Origin of the sequence: Glacieibacterium arshaanense (assembly GCF_004681125.1) — a bacterium.
Classification (GTDB): Bacteria; Pseudomonadota; Alphaproteobacteria; order Sphingomonadales; family Sphingomonadaceae; genus Polymorphobacter_A; species Polymorphobacter_A arshaanense.
In genome coordinates this window covers 981,910-995,193 of the sequence record NZ_SIHO01000001.1, presented here as the reverse complement: position 1 = coordinate 995,193, position 13,284 = coordinate 981,910, and the positions used below count along the sequence as shown (strand labels likewise).

Annotated in this window: 12 protein-coding genes; 7 read left to right on the top strand and 5 right to left on the bottom strand. The window is 65.8% G+C overall.

All coding sequences use genetic code 11. The features are described from left to right. The first annotated feature begins 200 nt into the window (after positions 1-200). Together EUV02_RS04575 and rsmD are read left to right on the top strand one after the other, a co-directional pair. Positions 201-1,139, top strand: coding sequence for a pseudouridine synthase (locus EUV02_RS04575; protein WP_243445760.1), 939 nt, complete (start codon positions 201-203; stop codon positions 1,137-1,139). Continuing rightward, positions 1,139-1,684 carry a 16S rRNA (guanine(966)-N(2))-methyltransferase RsmD gene (gene rsmD, locus EUV02_RS04570; RefSeq protein WP_243445759.1) on the top strand — a complete coding sequence of 182 codons (546 nt, stop codon included), beginning with the start codon at positions 1,139-1,141 and terminating at the stop codon, positions 1,682-1,684. The genes EUV02_RS04575 and rsmD overlap by 1 nt, the downstream gene beginning before the upstream one ends. Positions 1,685-1,704: 20 nt before the next feature. Here rsmD and EUV02_RS04565 read toward each other — a convergent pair whose 3' ends face one another. Beyond that, a complete protein-coding gene (locus tag EUV02_RS04565) occupies positions 1,705-2,388 on the bottom strand; it encodes a lipid-binding SYLF domain-containing protein (protein WP_135245002.1) in 684 nt (227 codons plus the stop codon). A 199-nt stretch (positions 2,389-2,587) separates the two neighbouring features. Between EUV02_RS04565 and EUV02_RS04560 the strand changes: the two genes are divergently transcribed. Both EUV02_RS04560 and EUV02_RS04555 read left to right on the top strand, forming a co-directional pair. Beyond that, positions 2,588-3,106 carry a hypothetical protein gene (locus EUV02_RS04560; RefSeq protein WP_135245001.1) on the top strand — a complete coding sequence of 173 codons (519 nt, stop codon included), beginning with the start codon at positions 2,588-2,590 and terminating at the stop codon, positions 3,104-3,106. A gap of 61 nt (positions 3,107-3,167) precedes the next feature. Further along, positions 3,168-5,477: an ATP-dependent helicase gene (locus tag EUV02_RS04555; protein WP_135245000.1), complete on the top strand. Its 2,310-nt coding sequence runs from the start codon at positions 3,168-3,170 to the stop codon at positions 5,475-5,477. 18 nt (positions 5,478-5,495) lie between these two features. Here the strand turns inward: EUV02_RS04555 and EUV02_RS15885 are convergent, their stop codons facing one another. Further along, positions 5,496-6,119, bottom strand: coding sequence for a PEPxxWA-CTERM sorting domain-containing protein (locus EUV02_RS15885; RefSeq protein ID WP_243445758.1), 624 nt, complete (start codon positions 6,117-6,119; stop codon positions 5,496-5,498). A gap of 158 nt (positions 6,120-6,277) precedes the next feature. Between EUV02_RS15885 and EUV02_RS04545 the strand changes: the two genes are divergently transcribed. From EUV02_RS04545 to EUV02_RS04535, 3 genes are read left to right on the top strand one after another with little or no spacing between them, the layout of a single operon-like run. Then, positions 6,278-7,543, top strand: a complete 1,266-nt coding sequence (locus EUV02_RS04545) for an MFS transporter (protein WP_135244999.1) — start codon at positions 6,278-6,280, stop codon at positions 7,541-7,543. 51 nt (positions 7,544-7,594) lie between these two features. Beyond that, the gene (gene cysK / locus EUV02_RS04540) at positions 7,595-8,512 is read left to right on the top strand and encodes a cysteine synthase A (protein WP_135244998.1); all 918 of its coding nucleotides are present in this window, start codon (positions 7,595-7,597) and stop codon (positions 8,510-8,512) included. Between the two features lie 19 nt (positions 8,513-8,531). Next, positions 8,532-8,933: a VOC family protein gene (locus EUV02_RS04535; RefSeq protein ID WP_166430497.1), complete on the top strand. Its 402-nt coding sequence runs from the start codon at positions 8,532-8,534 to the stop codon at positions 8,931-8,933. On the opposite strand, the gene EUV02_RS04530 is transcribed toward EUV02_RS04535, so the two are convergent. From EUV02_RS04530 to EUV02_RS04520, 3 genes are read right to left on the bottom strand one after another with little or no spacing between them, the layout of a single operon-like run. Further along, a complete protein-coding gene (locus EUV02_RS04530; RefSeq protein WP_135244996.1) occupies positions 8,908-9,726 on the bottom strand; it encodes a metallophosphoesterase in 819 nt (272 codons plus the stop codon). The genes EUV02_RS04535 and EUV02_RS04530 overlap by 26 nt on opposite strands. Before the next feature lie 43 nt (positions 9,727-9,769). Next, positions 9,770-11,041 carry an NADH:flavin oxidoreductase/NADH oxidase family protein gene (locus tag EUV02_RS04525; RefSeq protein ID WP_166430496.1) on the bottom strand — a complete coding sequence of 424 codons (1,272 nt, stop codon included), beginning with the start codon at positions 11,039-11,041 and terminating at the stop codon, positions 9,770-9,772. Further along, positions 11,038-13,224, bottom strand: a complete 2,187-nt coding sequence (locus EUV02_RS04520; protein ID WP_135244995.1) for a 3-hydroxyacyl-CoA dehydrogenase NAD-binding domain-containing protein — start codon at positions 13,222-13,224, stop codon at positions 11,038-11,040. The genes EUV02_RS04525 and EUV02_RS04520 overlap by 4 nt, the downstream gene beginning before the upstream one ends. Positions 13,225-13,284: the final 60 nt, after the last annotated feature.

The following is a 13,284-nucleotide window of genomic DNA, read 5'->3' as shown; positions in this document are numbered from 1 at the left end:
GCACGGAGGCGATTATGTCCAGACCTCCTCGCATTCCCGGTGGCGGCGGCGCCTCCGGCGGTCGCCCGCCCGGCAACCGTCCCCCCGGCAATCGCCCGCCTGGCGGCAAGCCTGGCGGCGCGCGTCCGCCCTCCCCGTTCAACGAGCGCCCGCCACGCACAGCGGACTCGCGTCCACCTCGTAGCGCCGATACGCGGCCCGTGCGTGCGACTGACCCACGTCGCAGCCGCGACGGCGGTGAACCGCTCGCCACATCGGTGCGCGAGCTGCGCCAGCACATCCCCGGCGGTCGCCCCGTGCGGCTGCCGCGCGGCGGGGTGCCGACCGGCGAACCAACCATTCCCGCCGGCCGTCGCGGCCGCGGCGAGCGTCGTGCAGCCGAAGCGCGCGCCCCCGGCGCCGGCGCCATCGAGCCGCAGCGCATCGCCAAGCTGCTGGCGCGCGCCGGTGTCGGTTCGCGCCGCGATATCGAACGAATGATCACCGAAGGACGCATCGCGGTGCACGGCAAGGTGCTCGAAAGCCCGGCATTCATCCTGTCATCGCTCGACGGCGTCACCGTCAACGGCGATCCCGTCGCCTCGATCGAGCCGACGCGGCTGTTCGCGTTCAACAAGCCCGCGGGCTTCCTGACCACGGCGCGTGACCCTGCCGGCCGACCGACGATCTTCGACGTGCTGCCGCCGGGCTTGCCGCGGCTGGTGCCGGTCGGCCGGCTCGACATGAACACTGAAGGCCTGTTGCTGATGACCACCGACGGTGCGTTGAAGCGCCAGCTCGAGCTGCCGGTCAACGCGGTGTCGCGGCGCTACCGCGTCCGCGCTTACGGCGACATCTCGGTGGCGACGCTCGACGCGCTGATCGACGGCATCACCATCGACGGCATGCACTACGGCCCGATTGACGCCGATATCGAAATCCGCACCGGCCGCAATCTGTGGATTTCGATGCGGCTGACCGAAGGCAAGAACCGCGAAATCCGCCGCGTGCTCGAATTCCTCGGGTTGCAGGTGTCGCGGCTCATCCGGGTCGCCTATGGCCCGTTCGAACTTGGTGAACTGCCGGTGCGCGGCGTCGCCGAAATCGACAGCGATGCCATCGTGCGGCTCAAGAAATCGTTCGGCAAGGCCCGCGACTGATGCGCATCATTGCGGGAAAGTGGCGCGGCCGCGCCCTGGCCTCGCCGCCGGGAGAAACGACTCGCCCGACCGCCGACCGTGTCCGCGAGGCGTTGTTCTCGATGCTGACCAGCCGCCTCGGCAGCTTCGAAGGCCTGCATGTCGGTGACTTTTACGCTGGTACCGGTGCGCTGGGGCTAGAGGCGCTGTCACGCGGCGCCCGCCACGCCAGCTTTGTCGAGAATGAACGCGTCGCGCTCGCCGTGCTCAAGGCCAATGTTGCGACATTCGAAGCTGAATATGACAGCAGCATCGTGCCGCAATCGGTTGAAAACATTGGCGTCGCGCGCGAAGCCTGTGACGTCGTGCTGCTCGATCCGCCTTATGGCGCCGGGCTGGTGCCGCCGGCGTTGGCGCGGCTGCAGGCGCAAGGCTGGATCGCACCGCATGCGTTAATTTCGGTCGAAACCGGCTTCCGCGAGGAGCTCGACGTGCCGGGTTTCAGTGTCGAAGTGTCACGCAAACACGGCAAGGCGCGGCTGCACCTGTTGCGCCCGCTGCCCTGACGGCAACGGGCGCAGGTATCTTACTTGCCTTCGAGCACAGCGACGAGCGGTGCTGCTGTGCCCGGCTTGACCGAACGCTTCACCAGAATGTCGATCGGCGTCAGCGGCTTGACGCTGTAGAACTGCTCGCTCCAGTTGTTGTTGGTGGCGATGCCGGTGCCCGAGAAATTGACGCCGCCATACAGGCCCTTCGACTTCGAATAGGCGATGACATCGGCCTTCAGGTTGCTCTTGGCGCCCCCACCGACGGGCCCGGCCGCGACGCTGACATCGGCGCCGAGCTTGAACGAACCGGCCATCAGGCTGTCAAGCGCCTTCTGGTTCATCACCAGCGCGACCATCGCCGAATCCGAAACACCGGCCTGGAAGCCGACGCTGGCAGTGCCGAGCTTGTAGAACGCCGGGCCGGCCCATTTGCCGTCCTTGCCGCGCGCCAGCACGACGCCCTGCCCGCCCGAACCACCGAAGATGAAGCCGGCCTTGACGACCGACGGCGCAATGATCACGGCCTTCGCCTTGCCGATGTTGGCGTTGAGCCACGTCATCTGCTTGTCGCTGAGGAAATCCTTGAGCGTTGCGGTCGAATCATCGACGAGCTTCTGCTGGTCGCTGACTTTGGCGGCGGCGGGTGCCCCCATCGCCATCGTCACGCCGGCGGCAACCGCCAGCGTCAGCGCCATGCGGCGGGTCGGATAATGCGTCATTGTAGGTCACTCCCTAACTTGCGGCGGATTGCCGCGAAAATAGTCGAACCGCACCGGTGAGCCAACGCGCGGGAACCTGTACCAAAATGATAGACCTGCCTGAACGACGTGGAAAGAGACGATTGCGACGAACGCACAGGTGACAAGCCGCGGCGCGCGACCTAGCATCGCGCCGCAGCAACAACTTCGGCAGCCCGACATGTCCAGTTCGATCGCTATCGCCCAGGCCGGCATTGCGCTGCGCCAGTGTCTTGAAGCCGAAATCACCGCCGATGCCGGGCTGGCGCTGGCACGCGTGTCGGTCACACTGGCGCTACTCGCGCATACGCCGGTGGTGCTTGCGGCCTTGCCGGCGGCGTCGACGCCGGGCAACCGCATTCAGGTGATGTTGCTTGGTGCGGCACCTTCCGAACCGCTGCGGAATCTGCCGCGTGGCGCGCTGGCGCCGCTGCAGCTGGAATTGCGCTACCGTGTCGGTATCGTCGCGCAGTCGCTGGTTGCCGCGGAGTTGATGACCGGCGTCGTCATCGACGCGGTACATCGCAACGCCTTTCTGGAAATCCCGCACGCCGCTACAGACCCTGTCGAGGCGGCGTTGCTCGCCGGGCTGGGGATCGACCGCGCGGTGCCGGTGGCGCTGCACCTCGAGCCGCCGCGCGCCGAAAACCCCGATACGGCGCTCATCTTGCGCATCGGGCCGCTGACGCTCGCTGGCTGAAGCAACCTAATTCGCAAACAGGGCTTGGCAGCCCGTGCGATGTTCCTTACTTGTTCCGGCAATGACTGCCACTCCCGCCCCTGCCGCCACCGGCGAGCCGCGCTACCTGTCCGGCCTCAACGCGCCGCAGCGTCAGGCGGTGCTGACCACCGATGGCCCCGTGCTGATCCTCGCGGGAGCCGGTACCGGCAAGACGCGCGCGCTGACGACGCGGCTGGCGCATATCCTGCATTCGCGGTTGGCTTGGCCGTCCGAAATCCTCTGCGTCACTTTTACCAACAAGGCGGCGCGCGAGATGCAGCACCGCATGGCGGCATTGCTGGGGCAGTCGGTCGAAGGCCTGCAGTTCCTCGGCACATTCCACGCGGTGGCGGCGCGGATGCTGCGGCGCCATGCCGAACTGGTGGGCCTCGACAGCAATTTCACCATCCTCGACACCGATGACCAGCAGCGGCTGATGAAGCAGATCATCATCGAGGCCGGTATCGACGACAAGCGCTGGCCCGCCAAGGCGCTCGCCGGGCATATCGATCGCTTCAAGAACCGCGGGCTGACCCCGGCGCAGGTGCCGGCGCACGAAGCCCACGACTTTGCCGACGGTAAGCTCATCGCGCTCTACACGCGCTATCAGGCCCGGCTCGCCGAACTCAACGCCGCCGATTTCGGCGACCTGCTGCTGCACATGCTGACCATTTTCCTCGCGCATCCTGACGTGCTGGCGGGCTATCAACAGCGCTTCAAATATGTGCTGGTCGATGAATATCAGGACACCAATGTCGCCCAATATCTGTGGCTGCGGCTGCTGGCGCAGCAACGCCGCAACATCGCCTGCGTCGGCGATGACGACCAGTCGATCTATTCGTGGCGCGGCGCCGAAGTCGCCAATATCTTGAGGTTCGAGAAGGACTTCCCGGGCGCAACGATTATCCGACTTGAACAGAACTACCGCTCGACGGCGCCCATCCTCGCCGCCGCCGGCGGGCTGATCGCGCACAACGGCGGCCGGCTCGGCAAGACGCTGTGGACGGCGAGCGACGGCGGCGACAAGGTCGAAGTCATCGGTGTCTGGGACGGCCCCGAAGAAGCCCGCCGCGTCGGTGAACGCATCGAGGCGCTGCAGCGCGACGGCGTGGCGCTCGACCAATGCGCCATCCTGGTGCGCGCGCAGTTCCAGACGCGCGAGTTCGAAGACCGCTTTATCACCATCGGGCTGCCGTACCGTATCGTCGGCGGCTTCCGCTTCTACGAACGCGCCGAAATCCGCGACGCGCTCGCCTATCTGCGCATCGTCGCCTCGCCCGCCGACAGCCTGGCATTCGAACGCATCGTTAACACCCCCAAGCGCGGCCTTGGCGACAAGGCGCTACAGCGGCTGCACGCACTCGCCCGCGCCCAGGGCAAGCCGCTCGCCGCCGCTGCCAACGCCATCGTCCAAAGCGATGAACTCACACCCGCCGCCCGCCGCGCGCTCGCCGCCCTGATGCAGGACATCGCGCGCTGGCGCGACCAACTCGGCCAACTGCCGCACCCCGAGTTGGCGCGCGTCATCCTCGAAGAATCGGGCTATCTGGCGATGTGGCAGATTGACAAGTCGCCAGAAGCCGCCGGCCGCGTCGACAACCTCCTCGAACTGACGCGCGCGATGGAGGATTTCGAGAACCTGACGGCGTTCCTCGAACATGTCGCGCTGGTCATGGAGAACGAGGCGTCGGAGGCGACCGAAAAGGTCATGATCATGACGCTGCACGGCGCCAAGGGCCTCGAATTCGACCATGTCTTCCTCGTCGGCTGGGAAGAAGGCGTGTTTCCGTCGCAGCGCTCGCTCGACGAAGGCGGCAACGCCAGCCTCGAGGAAGAACGCCGCCTCGCTTATGTCGGCATCACCCGCGCACGGAAATCAGCAACCATCCTCCACGCCGCCAACCGCCGCGTCTACGGCCAATGGACGTCGAGCATCCCGTCGCGCTTCATCGCCGAACTGCCCGAAGACGCCATCAAGTCGAGCGACACGCTGAGCGGCGGCCCGAGCCTGTGGCGCGCCGCGCTTGGGCAAGCTGACCCGTTCGCCGATGTCGCGCGCGGCACCGGCCGCGGCCCCGGCTGGCAGCGCGCCGCCACCGTCGAACCCTATTCAGGCGCGCTCGGCGGCCGCGGCCGCAACGTCGCCCGCGCCGCGCCGGTTGAAGCTCGCGCCAGCGCTGTCAGCTTCGCCCAGCCGGCACGCAAGGACGTGGCGGTCGGCACCCGCGTTTTCCATAGCAAATTCGGCTACGGCGCCGTCACCGCCATCGATGGCAACAAGCTCGAGATCGAGTTCGAGAAGGCCGGCAGCAAACGCGTGCTCGACAGCTTTATCGAAGTGACCGCCTGAACGCGGCGCTGCGCTTGCTCAGGCGTTGACGGTCACACGTGTCACGCGCCGCCGCAGCGCCGCGCCGACAAGGCCGAAGCCCGCGACCATCATCGCCCAGCTGGCGGGTTCGGGCACTGTGCCACCGCCGCCGCCCGGTGTCAGATCGCCCTGAAAATAGAAGAACGACTGGACATAGTCGCGCTGCGTGCCGAACTGGTCGGCATCAACGGAGAAGACCTGGCGCAGCGACTTGAAGCCGATCGGACCGCTCGCCGTCGCGACCGGCGAATAATAGCTGCCGATATGCACATATTGATTGTTCTGTGTCACCGACTGGCTGACGATCGCCGGGCCGAACGCGCCCTGCATCGTCATCGTGCCGCTCGTCGTCACCGTTTCATAGGGCGCGCGGCCGACGAAAAGCCCGGTCCACAGCGCATTGGCATTGTCGATGGTGACTGACTGGCCGCCGGTAAAATTGATCGTCAGATCGACCGTGTCGCCGACGCCGATCAGCAGAGTGTTCGGCAACATCACGGTGTTGAAAAAATAGCGCGTAACGGTTGTCGGATCGAACGTCGACACGATGGTATGCGTTACCGCCTGCGCCGAACCCGCCGCACCCAAAAGTGCCAGCGCCGCAATTGCCTTAAGTTTCATGATATCTGCCCCCGCTATGAGTTTTAAACATTAGGCAGTTTTTAGGGATTGCCAAGACCCTTTTGGATCCCCGTGTGTCGAGCCGGCCTAGGGCGTGACAAATCAATTCTATGCCGCACATCATTTGCGCCAGCGCGGCACACATGCAAAACAGGCGCATGGCCAAACCGACCCCTTCCGAACTGCCGCCCGCCTCCCCCTTCGCCTTCGCCAATTTCCGCGCGTTCTGGACCGCCAAGCTGGCGTCGACGCTGGGCAGCATGATGCTGGTCGTCGTGCTCGGCTGGCAGGTTTACGACCTGGCGCGCGAGACGATGGCACCGCGCGAGGCGGCGTTCCTGCTCGGCATGGTCGGGCTGGCGCAGTTCCTGCCACTGTTCGCGCTGACTTTGGTGGTCGGCCATGTTGCCGACCGCGTTGACCGGCGGTTCATTGCGCGCGCTGCGGTGGCGCTCGAACTGGGCTGCGCGGTGGCTTTGGGTCTGCTGGCAATGACCGGCGGCGTGACGATGGTGGCGCTGTTCACCGTCGCGGTACTGCTCGGTGTCGGCCGGGCGTTTGCCAGCCCGTCGCTGTCGGCGCTGGCGCCCAATCTGGTGCCGCGCGAGGTTCTGCCCACTGCCATCGCGTGGAATTCGATCAGCTGGCAGGTCGGCGCCGTGGCCGGGCCGCCGCTGGGGGCGTTCTTGTATGCCGGCGCGGCCTACCTGCCCTATTTCACCGCCGCCGGATTGTTCGCGCTGGCGTTCATCGGCCTGATGGCGATCGGCGAAGTGCCGCGGCCTCCGCGTTCCGAACTCAGCCCGTGGCGTTCGACCGTCGAAGGGCTGAGCTATGTGCAGCGCAACAAGATCGTGCTTGGCGCGATCAGCCTCGATCTTTTCGCGGTATTGCTCGGCGGTGCCACGGCGCTGCTTCCGGTGTTTGCGCGCGATATCCTGCACGTGGGCGTCGAGGGGCTCGGGCCGTTGCGTGCTGCCCCCGCAGCCGGCGCAGCGCTGACCGCGCTGGTGCTGGCATGGCGGCCGCTGGCCAACCGCGTCGGCGTCAAGATGTTCGGCTGCGTCGCGCTGTTCGGCGTCGCCACCATCGTTTTCGGGCTGTCGACCAACCTCTATCTGTCACTGGCGGCGCTCGCCGTGCTCGGTGCGGCCGACATGGTCAGCGTCTATGTCCGCTCGTCGCTGATCCAGCTGCATACGCCCGATGAAATGCGTGGTCGCGTGTCGGCGGTGTCGATGCTGTTCATCTCGGCATCGAACGAGCTGGGCGAGTTCGAAAGCGGGCTGACCGCGGCGTGGCTTGGCCCCGTCGAGGCTGTCGTGCTCGGCGGCATCGGTGCTATAATCGTCACCGGACTATGGGCGTGGTGGTTCCCCGAACTGCGCCGCGCCGACCGTTTCGTACCGCGCGAAAGCGGCTGACACGCCGATTTTCAAAGCCTAGTATGTTAGTGGACTTGAAGAGGACCTGCCATGAAAGCCGACAGCATCATCGCCACCATTGGCAACACGCCGCACATCCGCGTCAGCCGCCTGTTCCCCGACGCCGAAGTCTGGATCAAGGCCGAGCGCGCCAACCCCGGCGGGTCGATCAAGGACCGCATCGGGCTGGCGATGATCGAGGATGCCGAAGCGCGCGGCGTATTGAAGCCCGGCGGCATCATCGTCGAGCCGACCAGCGGCAACACCGGCATCGGGCTGGCGATGGTCGCGGCGGTCAAGGGCTACAAGATCGTCCTCGTCATGCCCGAATCGATGTCGCTCGAACGCCGCCGGCTGATGCTGGCGTACGGTGCGACGTTCGACCTGACGCCGCGTGAAAAGGGCATGAAGGGCGCCATCGAACGCGCTGCTGAAATCGTCAAATCGACCCCGGGCGCGTGGACGCCGGGGCAGTTCGAAAACCCCGCCAATATCACCGCGCACGTCAAGACCACCGCGCAGGAAATCCTGTCCGACTTTGCCGACACGCCGATCGATGCAATCATCACCGGCGTCGGTACCGGTGGCCACATCACCGGTGTCGCCGAAGTGCTCAAGCCGAAGTGGCCGGGGCTCAAGATTTTCGCCGTCGAACCGACTTTGTCGCCGGTGATTTCTGGCGGCCAGCCCGGCCCGCACGCCATTCAGGGCATCGGCGCCGGCTTCATCCCCGAAAACCTCCACACCAAGCTGCTCGACGGCGTCATCCAGGTCGCCCCCGACGATGCCAAGGCTTGGGCGCGCAAGTCGGCGACCACCGAAGGCATGCTGGTCGGCATTTCGAGCGGCGCAACGCTCGCCGCCATCGCGCAGAAGCTGCCCGAGCTGGCCGGCAAGCGCATCCTCGGTTTCAACTATGACACCGGCGAGCGTTACCTGTCGGTGCCCGACTTCCTGCCGGAAGCCTGAACGCAGCGCCGGCTTGGCGATGGCTGGACCCATCCGGGCAATCGGCATCGACCACATTCTGGTGTTGGTCGATGACCTCGACACAGCGGTGCGCTTCTATGAAGTGGTCGCGGGTGCCGAACTAGTCGAGCGCCTCGACCAATTCGCGATGGTCGAAATGCAGGTCGGCGCGTCGGGCCTGGCGCTTGTCGCACCAGCGATTACGGCCGGCAGCTGGGCAAGGCCCGACGTCACCGGCGGCCGCAACATCGACCATTTCTGCATCGCTGTCGCTGCCGAGGCTGAAGCCTTGCGCGACCATCTCGCACAAACAGCCACTGCCATTATCGAAGAACAGGCGCATGACAACGGCTATTCGTTCTACGTGCGCGATCCCAGTGGCAACACCGTCGAACTCAAGGCGCTTTCGGACCGACGGTAATCACGACGATTTCAGGGCGCACGCCGATGCGCATCGGCACGATCGACGTCCCCAGCCCGGACGACACGACCAGCCAGCGGCTGCTTTCGTAGAATAGCCCGCGCAAATGGCTGTCGAGAAACGGGCCAAGGCTTTTGGCGCCGATGATCGGCAGCATGATTTGCCCGCCGTGCGTGTGGCCGGAGATCATCAGATCGACCGCCGCGTTGCCGTACGGAAAATAATCGGGTTCATGCGCCAGCACCAGCAGCGGCTTGTCACCCTGCGCCTGCGCGACGAGCGTGCGCAGCGCCACGGCGGTGTTACCGACATTGGTCGCATCATCAAGGCCGGCAATGATCACCGGCCCGATATCGGCGTGCTGGTTGATCAGCGTGTGGATACCGGCACGGTCGAACGCCCAGCGCGTCCAGTAGCGCGTGTCATGATTGCCGACGACGGCATAGACGCCATAGCGCGCCTGCAGCTTGCCCAGCCGGTCGGTGAAATCTTCAAGGCGAATGTGCGGCCAGTCGAACACCTTGCCGCCGATATAGTCGCCGGTCAGCACGATGACATCGGGCTTCAGCGCGTTGACCTGCGCAACGATGCCACTGATCCGGTCGGGCGGCATGTCGAGCCAACTGCCGTGCAGATCGCTCAACTGGACGATACGCAGCGGCGGCTGTCCCGCCGGCCAGTCCGCCAGTGCGACGTCGTAGCGCACGATCTTCGGCTGCTGGCGCGCGCCTGCATAACCGAACACGCCGAACGCGACGAGAATGAGCAAAAGGACAAGCAGGATGCGGCGCATCGCGGCCAGATGGCGCAACGCCGCCGGCAATACAAGCGCCGCGTCAGCTGCGCGTCTTGGCGTCGCGCTGCTCGGAGAGGAATGCCATCAGTGGATTGATGTCGAGCGCCAGCGGCTCGCCGGCGGCAATGCGGCGCAGCTGCACATAATACCAGGCCTGTGCGGCGAAACCGTTGAGCGCACGCGCCAGCTTGAGCGGCGAGTTCGGCCCGAGCAGCCCCGGCCCGATACGCAGCTGCGTTTCAAAGCGCGGCAGGCTGTCGATGCGGCCAGCCAACAAGTCGGCAACCGCGTCGGGGGCGCCGCACAACGGCCGGCCAATGCCGATCATGGCGATCCCGGCGGCGAGCGCCTGCTCCATCGCCGCGCGGCTGCGGAAGCCGCCGGTGACCAGCAGCGGCGGTGTTCGCCCGGCCATCAGCGCCTTGGCGAGATCGACGAAATAGGCTTCGCGCGCCGCAGTTGACGCCTGTTTGGGGCGCTCGGGCGGGTCCATGCCGGCAAAGTCCATCATCGCCGGCTGCTCGTAGCTGCCGCCCGACAATTCGAGCAGATCGACACCGAGATCGGCGAGCCAGCCCGACACGGTGATGCAATCCTCAAACGCAAAGCCGCCCTTCTGGAAGTCGGCGCTGTTGAGTTTGACGCCGACGCCGAAGTCATTGCCGACTGCGGCGCGCACCGCCTTGACCGTTTCTGTCACGAAGCGTGCGCGGTTTTCGATGCTGCCGCCCCAGGCGTCGGTGCGCCGATTGGCGAGCGGCGATAGGAATTGCGAGATCAGATAGCCGTGCGCGGCGTGGATCTGCACGCCGGCAAAGCCGGCTTCGCGCGCGACCACGGCCGCATTGGCAAAGCGTGCGATCAAATCGAGGATTTCGGCCTCGGTCAGTGGTTCGGGCATGCCGAACATGCCGCCGGGCAGGCTCAGCTTGACCGCCGACGGCGCCTTGGGGGTCTTGTTGACAGCGACCTGTGTCTGGCGCCCGGCATGGCTGACCTGCACCCAGGCCTTGGCGCCATGTTCGCTGGATGCCGCGGCCCAACGCTGCCACGCGGCGCGGGCGGCTGCATCGAGTGGCGCATCGACGACGACATTACCCGGCCGTTCGAGGTGGTGGCGGTCGACCTGGACATTTCCGGTAATCAACAGCCCTGCCCCGCCCGCCGTCCAGCGCCGGTACAGGCGCGCATGGCCTTCATTGGGGTGGCCGTCGCGCCCGGCAAGCCCTTCAGTCATCGCCGCCTTGGCAATCGGGTTCTTGAACCCGATGCCCGACGGCAGCGTGACGGGCGTGCCGAGCGCGTCGCTCACGCGGCTTTCTTCGCGGCAGCGCGGCCGTAGAAAGTCTCGCCGGCGGCTGCCATGTCGCGCAACAGCTTGGGGGCGTTGAAGCGTTCGCCGTGGCGCTGTGCCAGCCGGTCGAGCGTCGCCACGACGTTGGCGATGCCGATGGTGTCCATCATGCTGAACGGCCCGCCGGTGAACGGCGCAAAGCCCCAGCCGAAAATGGCGCCGAGGTCGCCATCTTCGGGGGTTTCGAGCACGCCTTCCTCGAAGCAGCGCGCACATTCGACGAGCTGGCGGAACATCAGCCGCTCCTTGACCGCGGCGGCGCCGGGCTGATCGTCGGCGGCATTGGCCACCGTCGCCAGCAAATCGGGCCAGATGAACTTCTTGCTGCCGTCTTCGGGATAGACGTAGAAGCCCTTGCCGTTCTTGCGCCCGAAGCGGCCGAGTTCGTTCATCTTTTCGATGACCGCTTCACCGGGGCCGGGGCGATAGGCGTCGCCCAGATCCTTCTTCGTCGCCTGCCCGACCTTATAGGCGAGGTCGAGCCCGACTTCGTCGTTCACCGCGAGCGGTCCGACCGGCATGCCGGCCTGCTTGCCGACATTTTCGATCAGCGCCGGCACCGTGCCTTCGCCGAGCAGCGCCAGCCCTTCCTGGACATAGGTGCCGAAGCAGCGCGAGGTGTAGAAGCCACGGCTGTCATTGACGACAATCGGTGTCTTTTTGATCGCCGCGACATAATCGATAGCCTTGGCAATGGCTTCCGGTCCGGTCTTCTTACCAACAATGATCTCGACCAGCGGCATTTTCTCGACCGGCGAGAAGAAGTGGATGCCAATGAAATTCTCGGGCTTGCTCCACGCTTCGGCTAGGCCGGTGATCGGCAAGGTCGAGGTATTCGAGCCGAAGAACGTGTCGGCCCCTACCACCGCTTCGGTCTTCTTGGTGACATCGGCCTTGATGGAGCGGTCTTCGAACACTGCTTCGATGACGAGGTCGCAGCCCTTCAGATCGGCATAATCGGCGGTCGGGTGGATGCGCGCCAGAATGGCGGCAGCCTTGTCGGCGTCCATGCGCTTCTTCGCGAGCCGGTCGGCGGTGTATTGTTTGCCCTTTTCGGCGGCGGCCAAGTCGCGGTCGAGCAGCACGACTTCGATGCCGGCCTGCGCGCTGACCATGGCGACGCCTGCGCCCATCAACCCGGCGCCGAGCATGCCGATCTTCTTCGGCGACATCGGTGCGATGTTCCTGGGCCGGCGCGCGCCCTTTTCGGCGGCCTGCTTCGAAATGAACAGCGAGCGGATCATGTTGCCGGCCTGCGGGTCGGCGACAATCTTGGCGAAATATTTGCTCTCGACGCGCAGCGCCGTGTCCATCGGCAGCTGCGAGCCCTCATAGACCGCCGACAAGATGGCGAGCGGCGCGTTCATGTTGAAGCTGGTCTGCTTGCCGACCACTGCAGTGCCCGCCATGAACGCCTGCGCGAAGGCCGGACTCGCCATGCCGACGCCGCCGGGGAAGCGGAAGTTCTTTTCGTCCCACGGCTGCACGCCCTTGGTCGGGTTGGCCTTGACCCAGGCCTTGGCGCGGTCGACGATTTCGGCCAGCGGCGCAACTTCGTGGACGACCTTGAGCCCCAGCGCTTCCTGCGGGCTCATGTTCTTGCCCTGCATCAGGTACATCAGCGCCGGCTGCACGCCCATCAGCCGCGGCAGCCGCTGCGTGCCGCCGCCACCGGGGAACAGGCCGACGAGCACTTCGGGCAGGCCGAGCGCGATCTTCGGATTGTCGGCGCAGACGCGGTAGTGGCAGGCCAGCGTGAATTCGAGCCCGCCGCCGAGCGCCAGCCCGTTGATCGCCACCGCCACCGGCTTGCCGCAGGTCTCGAGCTCGCGCAGCTGCTTGTTGAGCGCATAGACGCCGTCGAACAGGTTCGCCATTTTCGACTTCGCCGGATCGCCGCCGCTGCCGTCGCCGAAGATCGCCGCCATGCCCTTCAGATCGGCGCCCGCCATGAAGCCCGACGCCTTGCCGCTGGTCAGCACCGCGCCTTTGACCGCGTCATCGGTCTTGATGCGCGCCACTGCGGCGGCCAAGTCGGCGTTCACTTCGGGGGTGATGACGTTCATCGTCTGGCCGGGAACGTCGATCGTCAGCAGCAAGATACCATCGGCATCGAGGCTCTGGTGAATGGCAGTGGTCATGACTTCTTCCCTTTCATAACCCGACCTCGCTCGTCCCGAGCGCAGTCGAGGGACTGGTCC